The organism is Flavobacterium sp. B167r (assembly GCF_056824315.1).
In genome coordinates this window covers 953,854-971,108 of sequence record NZ_CP124859.1, presented here as the reverse complement: position 1 = coordinate 971,108, position 17,255 = coordinate 953,854, and the positions used below count along the sequence as shown (strand labels likewise).

At 34.2% G+C, this 17,255-nt stretch carries 14 protein-coding genes; 10 read left to right on the top strand and 4 right to left on the bottom strand.

Translation table 11 applies throughout. From position 1 onward, the window contains the following. Positions 1-81: 81 nt before the first annotated feature. From QLQ96_RS04520 to QLQ96_RS04510, 3 genes are read right to left on the bottom strand one after another with little or no spacing between them, the layout of a single operon-like run. Positions 82-624, bottom strand: coding sequence for a hypothetical protein (locus QLQ96_RS04520; protein ID WP_482495034.1), 543 nt, complete (start codon positions 622-624; stop codon positions 82-84). 20 nt (positions 625-644) lie between these two features. Next, entirely contained in the window at positions 645-1,988 is a 1,344-nt protein-coding gene (locus QLQ96_RS04515) for an ankyrin repeat domain-containing protein (protein ID WP_482495032.1), read from the bottom strand. Positions 1,989-2,007: 19 nt separating this feature from the next. Beyond that, the gene (locus tag QLQ96_RS04510) at positions 2,008-3,186 is read right to left on the bottom strand and encodes an ankyrin repeat domain-containing protein (RefSeq protein WP_482495030.1); all 1,179 of its coding nucleotides are present in this window, start codon (positions 3,184-3,186) and stop codon (positions 2,008-2,010) included. Positions 3,187-3,546: 360 nt separating this feature from the next. On the opposite strand from QLQ96_RS04510, the gene QLQ96_RS04505 reads away from it, so the two are divergent. The 10 genes from QLQ96_RS04505 to QLQ96_RS04460 all read left to right on the top strand — a co-directional run bounded on the left by QLQ96_RS04505 (position 3,547) and on the right by QLQ96_RS04460 (position 16,624). Then, positions 3,547-4,935 (top strand): PSP1 domain-containing protein, encoded by a 1,389-nt coding sequence (locus QLQ96_RS04505; RefSeq protein WP_482495028.1) that lies wholly within the window; start codon positions 3,547-3,549, stop codon positions 4,933-4,935. Beyond that, positions 4,919-5,398, top strand: a complete 480-nt coding sequence (locus QLQ96_RS04500) for a gliding motility lipoprotein GldH (RefSeq protein WP_482495027.1) — start codon at positions 4,919-4,921, stop codon at positions 5,396-5,398. The genes QLQ96_RS04505 and QLQ96_RS04500 overlap by 17 nt, the downstream gene beginning before the upstream one ends. Before the next feature lie 10 nt (positions 5,399-5,408). Next, positions 5,409-7,715 carry a penicillin-binding protein 1A gene (locus QLQ96_RS04495; protein ID WP_482495026.1) on the top strand — a complete coding sequence of 769 codons (2,307 nt, stop codon included), beginning with the start codon at positions 5,409-5,411 and terminating at the stop codon, positions 7,713-7,715. 257 nt (positions 7,716-7,972) lie between these two features. Beyond that, entirely contained in the window at positions 7,973-9,784 is a 1,812-nt protein-coding gene (locus tag QLQ96_RS04490) for a hypothetical protein (protein ID WP_482495024.1), read from the top strand. Then, a complete protein-coding gene (locus QLQ96_RS04485) occupies positions 9,775-10,227 on the top strand; it encodes a hypothetical protein (RefSeq protein WP_482495023.1) in 453 nt (150 codons plus the stop codon). Before QLQ96_RS04490 ends, QLQ96_RS04485 begins: the two co-directional genes overlap by 10 nt. Before the next feature lie 186 nt (positions 10,228-10,413). Further along, complete coding sequence (locus QLQ96_RS04480) at positions 10,414-10,689, top strand: hypothetical protein (protein ID WP_482495021.1); 276 nt, start codon at positions 10,414-10,416, stop codon at positions 10,687-10,689. A gap of 245 nt (positions 10,690-10,934) precedes the next feature. Then, positions 10,935-11,636, top strand: coding sequence for a CoA transferase subunit A (locus tag QLQ96_RS04475; protein WP_482495019.1), 702 nt, complete (start codon positions 10,935-10,937; stop codon positions 11,634-11,636). Positions 11,637-11,731: 95 nt separating this feature from the next. Further along, a complete protein-coding gene (gene bla, locus QLQ96_RS04470; protein WP_482495017.1) occupies positions 11,732-12,625 on the top strand; it encodes a class A beta-lactamase, subclass A2 in 894 nt (297 codons plus the stop codon). A gap of 190 nt (positions 12,626-12,815) precedes the next feature. After that, positions 12,816-13,475, top strand: a complete 660-nt coding sequence (locus QLQ96_RS04465; RefSeq protein ID WP_482495015.1) for a 3-oxoacid CoA-transferase subunit B — start codon at positions 12,816-12,818, stop codon at positions 13,473-13,475. A 365-nt stretch (positions 13,476-13,840) separates the two neighbouring features. After that, positions 13,841-16,624: a M4 family metallopeptidase gene (locus QLQ96_RS04460; protein ID WP_482495014.1), complete on the top strand. Its 2,784-nt coding sequence runs from the start codon at positions 13,841-13,843 to the stop codon at positions 16,622-16,624. A 98-nt stretch (positions 16,625-16,722) separates the two neighbouring features. Here QLQ96_RS04460 and QLQ96_RS04455 read toward each other — a convergent pair whose 3' ends face one another. Further along, complete coding sequence (locus tag QLQ96_RS04455; protein WP_482495012.1) at positions 16,723-17,250, bottom strand: DUF6646 family protein; 528 nt, start codon at positions 17,248-17,250, stop codon at positions 16,723-16,725. Between the last annotated feature and the right edge of the window lie 5 nt (positions 17,251-17,255).

Genomic DNA, 17,255 nt, shown 5'->3' with positions numbered 1-17,255 from the left:
TTCTATATATTTTAAAAAAGCAAGAATCCTATTGGTTGTTAGAAAATAGGATTCTTTTATTCATTTGGAAAGATACGTTTATTAAATCCCAATTTTAGCATTAATATTATGCTTATCTACATAAGCTTGAGCAACATTCATCAATTTTGTGAATTTTGCATCTATTTCGTTTTGAGTTGATGCATCAAAATCGGCAATTGCTTTTTCTATTTGTTCTGGCGATGCTTTTTCGTCTTTCAGTTTGGCAATTGGCAAATAACCTTCTTTTTGTTTGGCAATCGCATAAGAAAATAAGTCTTTTGATGCCTGAAGGAGTTCTTTGTTGTCATCATCTTCAGCGATATCTTTAATCGTTTGAAAACGCGTTTCTAAATTGGTAATATCATATTTAAAAGCATCGTAGTAAGAAGATGGAACCATCTTTTTTTGGCTTTCATCATAAACCATCGCTTCTGATTGCAGTTTTTCATTGATTTCTTTACTTCCAAAACGAGACAATAAATTCGAATTTAAAGCTGCGATTCCAAAGGTTTTTTCTGGCGAAAGGTTATTACAAGATGTTGAAACTAAACTTCCAACGATTAATACTAAAAATAGAGTTATGGTATTTAAAATTCTTTTCATTTTTTAAGTTTGATTATTATTTATCCTTTTAAAATTTTACTTTTTTCAGCGTCAAATTCTTCCGAAGTTAATATTCCCGCATCCAATAGTTCTTTTAAATCTAATAATGCTTTTTTCTTGGCTTCCATCGAATTTCCTGAATCTGTTTTTTGAGGTTCTTCTTTCTGAATTGGCGTTACAACTGTTCCTGAAGGAGCATATTTCAAAATCAATTCTGTAATTTCATTGAAACCTTTTACGTTTGAATAATCAATCGCTTTTTGCTCTTTAACGTTTACAATCGAAGCATCGGCTTTATTATCCAATAAATATTTTACAACGTCTTTCTTTCCGTTAGCAGCGCTGTAGTGTAAAGGAGTATTCCCAGATTCGTCCTGAATGTTGATGTTTGCTCCAGCTTCGATAAGCAATTTCACCATACTCAGATTGCCTTTTTTCGTTGCAACGTGCAAAAGACTTTCTCCGCCGTAAGTGTAAGAACTGTTCAGTGTAAAACTAGATTCGTTCGAAATATTTGTTGCGCTCACGATCCAATCCAAATAATCATTCATTGAAGAAGTATCTTCAGCGACAGGTTTACTGTAATTGACATCAACTCCATTTTCTAAAAACAAAGCCACAATCTCCTTTTGATTATTCGCGCAAGCGTACCAAATCGGAGAATATCCATTATTGTTCGATGTGAAAACATTGGCTCCTCTTTCTACCAATAATTTGGCCAGCATTCGGTTGGTTTCATAACAAGCAATCAAAAGTGCATTTTCACCAGAATGATTGACGTGATTTACATCGGCTCCATTATCCAAAAGTAAAGTGACCATTGGAATCGATTTGGTATAACAAGCATAAAGCAAAGGCGTATTTCCTTGTTTATCGGTTACATTTATATCAGCACCTTTGTCCAAAAGCAATTGAATAATTTCACGATTTAGTTTTGCCGAAGCCAATAATAACGGAGTTTCTCCATTGTTATTCAGTAAATTAACGTCGACCCCTGCTTCAAGCAACTTTGTTGCAATTTCGATTTGAGCGGTCTGAACGACTAAATGAAGCAGGCTATTTCCGTATTTGTCGTTTTTGGTGATTTCTGCACCATTTTCTAAAAGATACAGCGCCGTTTGTTTCTGTTTTTGAAGACAAGCGAAGTATAAAGGCGTTTCTCCCTGATGATCTTCGTAGTTAATATCGGCACCATCTTCTGTTAAGATTTTTACAATATCGAGATAACCGCGGTGTGCAGCATAATGAAGCGCAGTTCTTCCTAGTTCGTCAGTATATTTTACATCTACTTCTTTATTTTGAAGAAGCAATTCGGCTATTTTTCTGTTGCCGTTTTCACAGGCAACTATAAAGGACATTGACATGTATAATTTTTTTTTAGTTTTATTGTTTCATTAAAAGCTCAACCGTTTTAATTTTCAAGTTGTCGCCTGAGGCAAGCATCAAAGCGGTTTCGTCTTTATCATTCGTAATCGAAATATCGGCGCCTTGATCTAGAAGTAATTTCACTTTTCGATACGTTTCTTTTGCCATTTCTGCGTCGTAGTTGACATTGTAAGCACAGACTTTATGCAAAATTGTGTTTCCTTGATTGTCTTGTTCGTTCACATCCAAAGAAGCATTCTCTAAAACCGATTTCAAAATATCCGATTTCTTTTCTACAATAAAGTCAATTCCTGATTTTGGCTGTCCGTAATATTGTGCACAGAAATTTACATCGGCACCATCAGATAATAATCTTTCTAAAAAAGCAATATTACTTGGCGAAACAGAAAGTGAACTAATGAAATTTGTAAACAAAGTTCGTCCGTCTTTATTCACAATATTAAAATCTGCTGAAGAAACTGTTGCTAATGCATCGTACATATCATACGAAAGCTGTTCGGCTACAGCATAATAAAAAGCAGTATTATTTTGGTTATCGGTTTCGTTGGCATCGGCACCGTTTTCAAGTAAAAATGGAAGAAGCTCTTTTTGGTTTCTTTTAACGGCGCACATTAGCGGAGTTGTTCCAACAATATTTTTCTCGTTGATGTCAACGCCATTATTAATTAAAATGCTGATATACTCTTTTACTTTTTCTACATCGAGTCCGTAAGTATTTAGAATAGTGTAGATAAAATTTTCTCCTGCATTGTTCTTATACTGAGTGTTAGCATTAAATTCCTCAACTAAAACTTTAATTATTTTTGGCGAAATGCCTTTTTCAAAGAAATAGCCAAGAAGAGTTTTGTCGCTGATTTCGTCGTTAAGATTATCCATTTTCGACATCAATTCTTTGAAAAAAGCAATCGATTCATCATCGTCTTTTAAATACAATGTCAATGGTTTAAAAATTGATTGGTCAAAATTGTCGAGTTCGTAAACATCGGTTTCAATAAAGCCCGCTTTGATCAATTTTTCGATAAAATCAAGCTCTTTTGCTTCGATAATTTTTGCCGTGATCTGCGAAAAGTTGTTTTTTAGATACTGCTCGTTAAATTTTTCTCCGTTATTCAGGCATTCTCTGGCCTCGTCAAATTTTCCCTGAAAAAGGAAATTTTCAATTTGGTTTGTCTGCATTGTAATATATTTAAAAATGAAAGTTTAAGTTTTGAAATCCGTTTTGTTCGTAATTATTGGTTTTACAAACACTGCTGTAAGATAAAACATAAAAATCGGAAATATATTTCAGGATAAAAAGTAAAAACGATTAATTACAGTCTGAAAGCGACCGAATGCCTAATTTTGAAGAAAATTTGTTTAAAATCTTCACTTTTGAAGATGTATTTTGCTAAAAGTTTTGGTTTAGAAAATAATTCGTTTTTTATTTAACAAACCATTAGTTTTAATCCATAAAAAGCAAAATAAAAAAAATACTATCTTTACCGATCAAACGTTTATGAACTTAAGCTGCGTTTTGGCAGCACTACATATATAATTATGGCATGTACAAGTTGTTCAACCTCAGATGGTGGCGCACCAAAAGGTTGTAAAAATAATGGGACTTGCGGCACCGATAGCTGCAATAAATTGACGGTTTTTGACTGGCTTTCGAACATGAGCCCGTCTAATGGAGAGGCGATTTTTGATTGTGTTGAGGTACGTTTTAAGAACGGACGTAAGGAATTTTTTAGAAATTCAGAGAAATTAACTTTAAGTATTGGTGATATTGTAGCAACTGTTGCATCACCAGGACATGATATTGGAATTGTGACTCTTACAGGCGAATTAGTACGAATTCAAATGAAGAAAAAAGGAGTGAATTACGAAAGCAATGAGGTTCCAAAAATTTACAGAAAAGCATCTCAAAAAGATATCGATATTTGGTCTGTAGCGCGTGATCGTGAAGAACCAATGAAAGTTCGTGCACGTGAATTGGCGATTCAGCACAAATTGGAAATGAAAATTTCTGATATTGAATTTCAAGGTGACGGATCAAAAGCGACGTTTTACTACACAGCAAATGATCGTGTCGATTTTAGAATGCTGATTAAAGATTTTGCTAAAGAATTCAGCACAAGAGTGGAGATGAAACAAGTTGGTTTCCGTCAGGAAGCGGCTCGTTTAGGAGGAGTTGGTTCTTGCGGACGCGAACTTTGCTGTTCGACTTGGCTAACCGATTTCAGAAGTGTTAATACTTCTGCAGCCCGTTATCAGCAATTATCATTGAATCCGCAGAAATTAGCGGGTCAATGCGGAAAATTGAAATGCTGTCTGAACTATGAGTTAGACACTTACATGGATGCTTTAAAAGATTTTCCAGATTACGATACCAAATTAATGACAGAAAAAGGCGATGCTATCTGTCAGAAACAAGATATTTTTAAAGGATTAATGTGGTTTGCTTACACAAACAATTTTGCAAACTGGCATGTTTTAAAAATCGATCAGGTAAAAGAAATTATTGCTGAAAACAAACAGAAAAACAAAGTTTCTTCTCTAGAAGATTTTGCTGTTGAGGTAACTATAGAACCTGAAAAAGACTTCAATAATGCAATGGGTCAAGAAAGTTTAACTCGTTTTGACCAGCCGAAAAGAAAGAAAAAACCAAATCGCAAGCGTAAAACTACAGAAGCTGCTGGTGTTGCAACTCCGGTAAAACCACAGCAGGAAAAAAATGTAAACAACGCTAAACCAGCTGGAAATAATAATCCGAATGCTAACGCGAATAATGGCAATGCAAATAAGCCAAATAATCAGAACAAGCCAAATCATAAGAAGAAGCCAAATTCGAATAAAAACAATCCGAATAAGCAAAATTCAAATGAAAATAAACCTGCTGAACCTAGAAAACCAATAACGAATACTAAAAATGAGAATAAAAAATAGCGGAATTCTTCTTTTGGCAGCAATACTCCTTTTTTCTTGCGATAAAAAAAGAGTATTTGATGAGTATAAATCTGTTGGAAGTGCTTGGCACAAAGACAGTATTATAAGCTTTGATCTGCCGGTTTTAGATTCTACAAAAAAGTACAATCTCTTTGTAAACATCAGGGATAACAACGATTACCCTTTCAATAATTTGTTTTTGATTGTTGCTATTGAAACGCCAAGCGGATTTACAAAAGTGGACACATTAGAATACCAAATGGCAGAGCCAGACGGAACATTATTAGGAAATGGATTTTCTGATATAAAAGAAAGTAAACTATATTACAAAGATGATGTAAAGTTTACAGGAAAATACAAAGTTCACATCAAACAAGCTGTTAGACAATCAGGTAAAATTCCTGGTGTTGAAGCTTTACAAGGAATTACAGACGTTGGTTTTAGAATAGAACAAAAAGATTAGAAAAATAGTTATGGCTGCTAAAAAAAACAATCAATCCAAAAGCGTTAAGGATATTAATTATTATAAAAAGAAATTTTGGCGAGTTTTAGCCTACTCTTTACTTGGGGTTTTGGCTTTCTTTTTATTCGCCTCTTGGGGTCTATTTGGGTCTATGCCTTCATTTGAAGATTTAGAAAATCCAGATTCAAACCTTGCCACAGAAATTATATCTTCTGATGGAGTTGTAATTGGAAAGTATTTCAAAACCAATAGATCTCAGCTTAAATATTCTGATTTGCCTAAAAATCTGGTAGATGCTTTAGTTGCAACTGAGGATGCCCGTTTTTATGAACATTCAGGAATTGATGGACGCGGAACTTTACGTGCTGCTTTTTCTTTGGGTACAAATGGAGGAGCAAGTACATTAACACAGCAATTGGCGAAACAGCTATTTCATCGCGGAGGTTCTAGCTTTTTGCCTTTTAGAATAGTTCAAAAAATAAAAGAGTGGATTATCGCTATACGTTTAGAAAGGCAGTATACTAAAAATGAGATTTTAGCGATGTATTGCAATATTTATGATTTCGGAAATTATGCTGTTGGGGTAAGTTCTGCATCTCAGACGTATTTTTCTAAGGAACCTAAAGATTTAACAATAGACGAGTCGGCAATTTTAGTGGGAATGTTTAATAATTCATCTCTTTATAATCCGCTTCGTAATCCTGTTGGAGTAAAAAACCGTCGTGATGTTGTATTGGGGCAAATGGTTAAAGCCAAAATGATTACGAAAGAAGAAAAAGAGAAATACCAAGCATTGCCTATAGCTTTAAAATTTAAATTGGAAAGCCATCGTGAAGGTATGGCAACTTACTTTAGAGAATATCTTCGTGATTATATGAAAAAATGGGTTGCTGAAAACAAAAAACCGGATGGATCTGATTACGATATTTATAAAGATGGTCTTAAAATTTATACTACAATAGATTCTAGAATGCAAACGTATGCTGAAGAAGCTGTTGCAGCGCATATGAAAAACCTTCAGTTGCAGTTTTTTATGGAACAAAAAACCAATAAAAATGCTCCTTTCGTAAATATTACTCAAGCTGAGACAGACAGAATTATGATGCAAGCAATGAAGAATTCTGTTCGTTGGGCTCAGATGAAAGATATGGATAAAAGCGAAGACGACATCATTGCTTCATTCAAAGTAAAAACAAAAATGCGTGTTTTTACATGGAAAGGAGAACGTGATACAACTATGACTCCGCTTGATTCTATTCGTTACTACAAACACTTTTTACAATCTGGTTTAATGTCAATGGAGCCTCAAACAGGAGCAATCAAAGCTTGGGTTGGGGGTATCAATTACAAATATTTCCAATACGATCACGTAGGACAGGGAGCAAGACAGGTAGGTTCTACTTTCAAGCCATTTGTTTACGCGACAGCTATCGAACAATTAAATATGTCTCCTTGTGATTCTATTTTGGATGGACCTTTCATGATTCATAAAGGACGTCACCACGTAACAGAAGATTGGGAACCAAGAAACTCTGATTACAGATACCGTGGAATGGTTACTCTAAAACAAGCTCTTGCTGCATCTATCAATACAGTTTCGGCTAAATTAATTGATAGAACAAGCCCTGAAGCGGTTGTAGAATTGACTAAAAAATTAGGAGTTAAAACAGAAATTCCGGTTCAGCCTTCAATTGCGTTAGGAGCGGTAGATATTACAGTTGAAGACATGGTTGCGGCATACAGTACATTTGCAAATCAAGGTGTTTATGTAAAACCACAGTTTTTAAGCAGAATTGAAAACAAAAGCGGAGAGGTGATTTACGAGCCAATTCCGGAGTCTCATGACGTTTTAAATAAAGATATTGCTTTCGCCGTAATCAAATTGCTTCAAGGGGTAACAGAAAGTGGTTCTGGTGTGCGTTTACGTACGCAAGGCGGTGGAAGTGGAGACAATCGTTGGACAGGTTATCCATATATGTTTACAAATCCGATTGCTGGTAAAACAGGAACAACACAAAATCAATCTGATGGTTGGTTTATGGGAATGGTTCCAAATTTAGTAACTGGAGTTTGGGTTGGATGTGAAGACCGTTCAGCACGTTTCAAAAGTTTGACTTACGGACAAGGAGCCACTGCGGCATTACCTGTTTGGGGTTATTACATGAAAAAATGCTATGCTGATAAAAACCTTCAAATTTCTAAAGGAGAATTTGAGCGTCCGGCTAATCTTTCAATAAAAGTAGATTGTTATGCAAGACCAGTTATAGTAAAAGACACTACGCAAACGGAACAAAATACAGATGAATTTGAGTTGTAAAGAAACAACTTTCTAGCATATAAAAAGGGTCAAATCATGTACAAATGATTTGACCCTTTTTTTGTAAATTTCCATACCGTTTTTCTTATTTGGATAATATTTTCTTAATTATTTAAGTAATAAAACACGTATTTAATTTATTTTTTTTGTAAAAATAAACCTATATTTACCGATGTTGTTTTACAGACAAATCCAAAAACATATTAAATACCACGCTTTAAATAGCGGGAATCAATAAATCCTTTTAGCCCGGCATAATGCAAAATAAAAAGGTAAAAATGATTTTTAATATGAATGCAAAAATGAAATGGGTTTATCTGTTCGTTCTAATTGTCTCTTTTACTTTTCAAAGTTGTGATAAAGACTCAAATGAAGAACCACAAGCCAAAGAGCAAGCTACAGAAGCAAAAATTACTAAGTTGTCCATTAATGAGGTTCCTTTTTTAAAGCCAAGTATTGAAACTTTTGAATCTAATAATTCGTTAACTGGCAAATTTTCAGGAAGTAAAGAAAATGAAATTCAGCTTGATCTCCAGCATATTATCGAATATGAAGGAGCAGATGATTTTAAGAGTTACACTATACCAGTAATTGGCAATTCGGGTGATACTGAAGATTATTATTTTGAAAACCTCCATGTTCTGAAAATAGGAGACAAGTATGAATCTGTTGTTGTGAGATACTTTCCAAAAGATGTAACAAAAAAGTTCGTATTGAAAAATTTTAGTGGAAGGATGGAGTTTTTTGATGATACTAAAAAATTAAACGGAACGCTCTATTTTGAAAATGGGAATGCAACAAAAGCATCTGCGGTATCATCAAACAAAGAGACATCAAAAACAACAATTTTGGAAGACCAAACAGCAGATGAAAATGATTGTAATTGTAGTGGCGGAGGAAGTCGTTGGTTGTCAGATTTTTTTAACTGGGTAGGAAGGTTATTTAGTGATATTCATATTTCAATTGATTTTGGTAGTAATGGTGGTGGTTCTGGCAGTAATGGAGGAAGTTCTTATGGTGGAGAATTTTATCTTAGTATAGATTCTTCTGTTGGAACTGATGGGAACTCATTTTCTAGCGGCGCTGGTGTCAGTCCTATAGTTGTTTTTGTACCAAGCCAAGAGCAAGCAGAGTACCAGCGTATGCAGGTTCAAGATATTGTTCGAAAATTAGGGACAATAGATTCAACTGTATTTTTATGGATGATGGATTATCGTAATGCTGATGATGTTAACAATGTGCATTATGTTCTAAATGAAACGGAAGAAAACACTCCAGAAACATTAGATTTTTTAAGAAAGGCTATTATCACTCGTAAAGCTGGCGGTGATGTTGATTATTGGTTTAGGGTAATTTTGGATAAATCATTTACAGAAAATCAATGCCTGAATGGGGTTTATAGTAAACTTGGGCAAGCGCAAACATATCAAAAATATTTGCAAAAGTTTGATGGTAGTTTTTCAATTGCCAATTTGCAATTTAGTGCTGGTGTAGATCCAAATTATAATCGTGCAAATGCGGTAACCTATTCACCAGTTAATTATTTGATTGAAACAAAATTTAATCCTGAAAGTTTACATAGACCAGCATTGGATATTGCAAGAACATTTATTCATGAATTAATTCATGCTGAAATTTATAGAAAACTATTAAGCTGTTCTAGATTGCCTCATGTTAATGTTGGTAAAATGACAGATTCGCAATGGCAGATTTACATTAATAATTTAAAAAATGATTTTCCAACTCTTTTTGAGTACTATATGAGGTATAAGTATAATGTTCCTGAAAATGAGCGTATTTCAGATCCGCATCACGAATTAATGGCACAACATTATAGACAAATTGTTGCCCAAGTATTAAAGCAATATGACGGTAATGCACATTCAGATGAGTTTTATAATGCATTAGCTTGGATTGGGCTTATGGGAGAAGGAGAGTTTTCAGTTGATAGCCCGACTGGATTACCGCCCGTTCCTACCGTTGTATGGAAGAATGTGCCTCAATCTCAAAGACTACAAATTCTGTCTATTTATAAAAACTTTTTAAATACTAATGAGTCATGTCAATAATCAAGCAAATATTTATTTGTGCTATGATGATATCATCAAATATGATTTCTTCACAAATCGTAAACCCCAATAATAATCGCCCATTTCTTGTGATCTTAGATGACCCATTGATAGCTCATTATTCGGTTAGTAAAGATACTTCTAGAATATCTATAAGCTTTTATGTAAATGGATATGAATCGAAGCAAAAAAGAGAGAAAGCAATTAAAGCACGTCAAGACGAATGGAATAAACAGAAGAGGAGAGAATATGTTAGGCTTCCAACCTTTTATGTTAATTATTTTGACACTAAAAAACCAGAAAGAATGTCAAGTTTAGACTGTGATTATCGAAATCTGAATGAGTTATTTAAAAATAATACTGAGTTTTTGATATATCTAATAATAAAGCAAGATGACGGAACTTATCTAAAATGGTCACCTGTACTTTTGCCTGAAGAGTAATTAATAAGGAAAAATATGTGGAGGTGAATGACATTTTTCTGAACCTCCAATTAAAGTAATTAATATTATGAAAAAAAGTATAATAATATTGTTGATTTGTTTAAGCTCATGTAGTAGTTATCAAAAATTTGATTACAACAAGGATAATAATAGTTGGATAGCTGCATTTCAAGATAATGTGTTTTTATGGAGCTTAAAAGAGAGTCGCCAGAACAATGCTGTTTTACAAATGGAAAGGAAAAATCTTTACAATCCTTACGGGGTTTAAGTCTGGATGAAATGAACGAAACGAGAAGGCTCGCAAAGGGTTTTGTTAAAACCATTCCAAAGCCGCTTATTTGTGAAAATTCTAAAGAGGATGAATACTACTATTTGAAAAATTGTTTGCATTATTATGCTAGTTGTGAGTTAAAGTTTATTGCAAAAGAAGCTTATAAAAAAACATTTGAGTATGCAAACTGAATCTCTTGCAAAGTAAAGGGTTTCTCTATTAAAGATACTTTGGAAACAGAACAAAAACGTAGGCTAGAATTAAATGCAACTATATTGCGTTAATGCTTATTTAGCTATATTTCAATCCCTTTACGACTCTTTTTAAAAGATTAGTAAAGGGATTTTTCTTTTGGTTTTATTTTTACGAAATCGTTATAATTTCATGTAAAAATCTTATTTTTATCAAAAATATTCAGCAATAAAGATAGTTTGTTATGATAACAAAAAAAGTAAATAGCGTTCAGGAAGCTGTTGAAGGAATTCAAAGCAATATGACGATCATGTTTGGTGGTTTCGGATTATGTGGTATTCCTGAAAATACAATTGCAGCTTTGGTAAACACATCAATTTCAGATTTAACTTGTATTTCTAACAATGCAGGTGTAGATGATTTTGGTTTGGGATTGTTGTTGCAGAAAAAGCAGATTAAGAAAATGATTTCTTCTTATGTAGGAGAAAATGCAGAATTCGAACGTCAGATGCTTTCTGGAGAATTAGAAGTTGAATTAACGCCTCAAGGAACTTTAGCAGAACGTTGTCGTGCCGCGCAAGCAGGAATTCCAGCTTTCTTTACGCCAGCAGGCTACGGAACTGAAGTTGCCGAAGGAAAAGAAGCACGCGAATTCAATGGCAAAATGCATATTATGGAAGAAGCTTTTAAAGCTGATTTTGCGATAGTAAAAGCTTGGAAAGGTGATGAGGCAGGAAATCTAATTTTTAAAGGAACAGCTAGAAATTTCAATGCATGTATGGCAGGCGCTGGAAAAATCACAATTGCTGAAGTCGAAGAATTGGTTCCGGTTGGGACTTTAGATCCAAATCAAATTCATATTCCAGGAATTATGGTGCAGCGTATCTTTCAAGGAGAAAAATTTGAAAAACGAATTGAACAACGAACTGTAAGGAAACGTTTCTAATTAGAGAATGATAAAATGAGGCAATTAGATAATTACTTGAGATTGCGAAAAGCATTATCTAATTGGCAAATTCACAAATTGACACATTAAAAATTATGACTAGATTTAGTATAGTTCTCTTTTCTTTTCTAACGTTTCAGGTTTTTTCTCAAGGTACAAATGAACTTCGAAATCAATTGCAGCAAATCATTTCAGGTAAAAGTGCTACTGTAGGTGTTTCTATGAAAGGCATTGAAAATAAGGATACTTTGAGTATAAATGGAAATTTAAAAATGCCAATGATGAGCGTGTTTAAATTTCATATTGCTTTGGCAGTTTTGCATAAGGTTGACGAAGGGAAACTAAATCTCACGCAGGAAATCTTTATAAAAAAGAAGGATTTAAAAGAAGATACTTGGAGCCCGATGAAAGAAGATTATCCTGAAGGAAATGTAAACTTGACTTTAGAGAAACTACTTCGCTACACGGTTTCGCATAGCGATAATAACGGTTGTGACATTTTGATCAATTTAGTCGGAGGTACAAAGTATATTCAGAAGTTTATAAATGAGCAGGGAATCAAGGACTTCGTTATTAAAATGAACGAAGATCAGATGAAAACTTGGAAAAACCTTTATATCAATACTACGACTCCGTTAGCAACAACAGAATTGCTGGAGAAGTTTTTCAAAGGCGAAGTTTTAAAAGAAGAAACAACAAAGTATTTGTATCAAGTAATGGTTGAAACTTCAAGAGGTCTTACTTGGATGAAAGCAGGACTTCCTGAAAATACTGAATTAGCACACAGAACTGGAATATCTGGAACTAATGATGCTAATTTGAGAGTAGCAATGAATGACATTGGAATTGTAAAACTTCCAAACGGAAAACATTTTATTCTATCGGTTTATTTGAAAAACATTACAGAGAAAAGAGAAGACACAGAAAAGATAATTGCAGATATCACAAGAGCAACTTGGGATTATTTTACGAAAAAATTAGATAATTGAGAAAATGAGACAATTAGATAATTCTCGCAATGTGTTTTAGAATTATCTAATTATCAAATTTACAAATTGACACATTGAAGATAATATAGATAATAGACAATGTGGCAATTAGATAATTACTTAAGATTGTGAAGCATTATCTAATTATCGAATTGACTAATTGACACATTAAAAAAGACACATTAAAACTATGGCACTTAGTAAAGAAGATATAGCAAAGCGAATTGCAAAAGAGGTACAAGACCGTTATTTCGTGAATCTTGGAATCGGGATTCCGACTTTAGTTGCAAATTATGTTCGAGAAGATATAGCAGTTGAATTCCAAAGTGAAAATGGAGTTCTCGGAATGGGACCTTTTCCTTTTGAAGGAGATGAAGATGCTGATATTATTAATGCAGGAAAGCAAACTATCACGACGCTTCCAGGAGCAAGTTTCTTTGACTCGGCTTTCAGTTTCGGAATGATTCGCAGCCAAAAAGTAGATTTAACTATTTTGGGAGCAATGGAAGTTTCTGAAAACGGAGATATCGCAAACTGGAAGATTCCGGGCAAAATGGTAAAAGGAATGGGAGGCGCGATGGATTTAGTGGCTTCCGCCGAAAATATCATCGTGGCAATGATGCATGTGAACAAAGCAGGAGAATCAAAAATCTTAAAAAGATGCACTTTGCCATTAACTGGCGTAGGATGCGTTAAAAAGGTTGTAACAGAGCTTGCAGTTCTCGAAGTGACTGAGAAAGGTTTTAAGCTCTTAGAACGAGCGCCAGGTGTCTCAGTCGAGCATATCATCGCATCGACAGAAGCTGATTTGATCATTGAAGGCGAGATTCCTGAAATGAATATCAGTTAAAATTTATTTTTTGTAAAAACAGACAAAGGCCGGCTTTTTAAAAGAGCTGGCTTTTTTTGTAGGAATTAATTAGAGGATTTTTTGTATTAGTTTTAAAAGAATATAAGATTTAAAGCTTTTTTTTTAAATATAAGTGGTTATTAATCAATTGAATAATTATTTTTAGGTGTATTTTATTACAAGATTGTTGTAATTTGTTAAACAAAAATGGAATTAATGTAAAAAATGTTGCATTTTATCGATTAAAGGCAATTTTAATCGATAATATAACATAAATAAAATATTTTTACAGAAAAATAAAGTATTTACTTACATTAAATATTTTGTTTGTAATCCATTTAACCAAATTTAAATACCACATTATTATGGAAAGAAAATTACCTAAAATTATGGCGTCAGCTATTATTATTCTAACATTTTCAACGGCTGCATTTGCTCAAAATACAGACAAGCGGGTAAGTCAGAAAAATTTATCAGAAAATGGACAACCAAGTCTAATCACTTTTAGTGATAAATCTACCTACAAAGAAACAGATTTCAATACTGTTTTTAAAGAGCAACTCGGACTAAAAGAGAACCAGTCTTTTTTGAAAGTTAAAACCGAATCAGACAAAGAGGGTTTTGTTCATGAAAAGTTTCAGTTGTATGAACAAGGAATCAAAGTGGAATTTGCCAATTATTCATTGCATTCGAAAGAAGGCAAATTGGTTTCTATGAATGGTGAGTTTTATGCATTTGACAATGTAAAAACTACTCCGAAATTATCAAGTCAGAATGCATTTGCTAAAGCGATTGCTTACACGGGAGCAAAAGAATATTTATGGGAAAAACCTGAAGACGCTGCTGCTATGGATTACGAAAAACCAAAAGGGGAATTGGTTTTATTGCCAGATATGGAAGAACAAGGTGAGGATAGAAAATCAGATAAAGTTCGATTGGCTTATAAGTTTGATATCTATGCTACAAATCCGCTAAGCAGAGGTGATCTCTATATCGACGCTGAAACAGGAAAAGTCTTGTTTTACAATGCTACCATAAAACACCTTGGAGAATATAGTCACGGAGCGAAATTGGAATCTGCTAAAGAAAATCAAAAGAAAATATCTAATGCAAAAGTTGCGATTGTTTCGGCAAATGCAGCGACACGCTATAGCGGAACACAGACTATTCAGACTACTCTAAGTGGATCTTCTTATATTTTATCTGATGGAACTCGAGGAAATGGAATTCAAACCTATAATTCTGCGAGAACAGCGACGTACCCAACAACCAATTTTACAGATGCTGATAATAATTGGACAGCGGCTGAGTATAATAATACGAATAAAGATAATGGAGCATTAGATGCACATTGGGGTGCTGAAATGACATACGATTATTTCTCTACTGTGCATGGAAGAAACAGTTATGATAATGCTGGAGCAAAAATTAGAAGTTATGTTCACTACAATTTAGTGGCCGCTGGATATCCAAATAATAATAATGCATTCTGGAACGGAAGTGTTATGACCTATGGTGATGGAACAGGAACTGGCGGATTTGATATCTTGACTTCAATAGACGTTGCTGGCCATGAAATAGGACATGCGGTTTGTACTTATACAGCAAATCTTGCTTATCAAAAAGAATCGGGAGCAATGAATGAAGGTTTCTCTGATATTTGGGGAGCTTGTATCGAATATCGTGCTGCACCAACAAAATCAACATGGTTAGTGGGAGAAGATATCGAAAGAAGATCAGGACATCTTGCTTTGCGTTCTATGAGTAACCCAAAATCAGAAGGACAGCCAGATACTTATGGAGGAACCAATTGGGTGAGCCAAAGCTGTACACCAACTAGCAGTAACGATTATTGTGGTGTTCATACCAATTCAGGAGTTCTGAATCATTGGTTTTACATTTTATCAGTTGGTAAATCAGGAACAAATGATATTGGAAGCGCATATAATGTGACAGGTATAACTATTGATAAAGCAGCAAAAATTGCCTTTCGTTTAGAGAGTGTGTATTTAACCGCAAATTCTACTTATGCAAACGCAAGAACATCAGGAATACAATCTGCATTAGATTTGTATGGTGCTGGTTCAGCTGAAGTTATAGCAACAACCAATGCATTTTATGCAGTAGGTATTGGTGCTGCCTATGTAGGATCTAGTGATACTGTTGCGCCTACCGCTCCAACAAGTCTTGCTGCTTCTGGCACTACAGGTACAACGACTAATTTGTCTTGGACAGCATCAACAGATAATGTAGCTGTTACAGGTTATGATATTTACCAGGGAACAACATTAAAAGGTTCGTCTACAACAACAAGTTATACAGTAACTGGTTTAGCAGCATTAACAGCTTATAGCTTTACTGTAAAAGCTAAAGATGCCGCAGGAAATGTTTCGGCAGCTAGTAATGCAGTAAATGTTACAACTACTTCTGCTGCGATAGCATATTGTACATCTCAGGGAAATAATACCGCAGATGAAAAAATTGGTAAAGTTGTATTTGGAACAATAAATAATACCTCTACAGGAACAGCGGGTTATGAAAATTATACTTCAATTTCGACAAATGCAACAAGAGGAACTGCATATACAATTACGATCACACCGAGCTGGACATCTACAGTTTACAGCGAAGGATATGCTGTGTTTATAGATTATAATCAAGATGGTGATTTTGCAGATTCTGGCGAAACGGTTTGGACAAAAGCTACATCAACAGCAACTTCAGCATCAGGAACTATTACAATTCCAGCAACGGCAGCTCTTGGAACAACAAGACTTAGAGTTTCTATGAAATACAATGGAGTTCCAACATCTTGCGAAAGTTTTTCTTATGGACAAGTCGAAGATTATTCTATAAACATAACAGCTTCAGGAGCAGTTGTGAATGAAGAAATTGTTGCGGGATTGACAGAGACTAATGAAAATCCTGAATTTGCGTTATATCCAAATCCTGTCGCAAATGAGCTAAATATTTCATTTTTAAACAATAAAGGATATACATTTAGAATTATAAATATTTTAGGTCAGCAAATTAGTAATGGTGAACTTTCTGAAAGCCCTATAGATGTAAGTGCGTTAAGTACGGGAATTTACGTTATAGAATTAAACAACGGTACAAAAAGAATCGCTAAGAAATTCGCTAAAAAATAAAAACAAAATTATTATAAAAAGTAAAAACCGCCCAATTAGGCGGTTTTTTTATTTTGAACTTAGAGACTTAGAATCTCAGTGTCTTAGAAACTAAATATTTACAAACTAAACGAAGCTCCTAAACTGAAAGTAGCCTGATTGTTTAAATGGTAAAATGGATCATTGTTTGTTCCGTATTTTGCGATTGGGAATCCGATTTCTGTGAAAACACCGAATCCGTCAGTGAAGAAATAACGACCACCAACGTGTCCTCCAAAATTATGTAAGCCTAAGCTTAAACCAGGATAAACGTCTAATTGTTCAACACCAATTACGCTAGATAAGTTAGCATTAATTCTTGCTTTTGCATCAAAACGATCTGAGAAATCTGGTTCTGCATTGTTGTAAGCACCTGAATTTCCGTGGTAAAAACCATTGAAATTGTCAACTCCTAGTAAGTAATTTGCAACAAATCCAACAGAGAAATTTTCTCCTAAACCAAAATCGATAGAACCTTGAATTCCAGATCCACCATCTTGTAAATTAGCACCAACATTTACTCTTGTGTCACCTTTACCTGTAAAAGCGCTTTGTGCATTAATAAATCCGAATGATACTAAAAACAGGAGTGTAAAAACCTTTTTCATAAAAA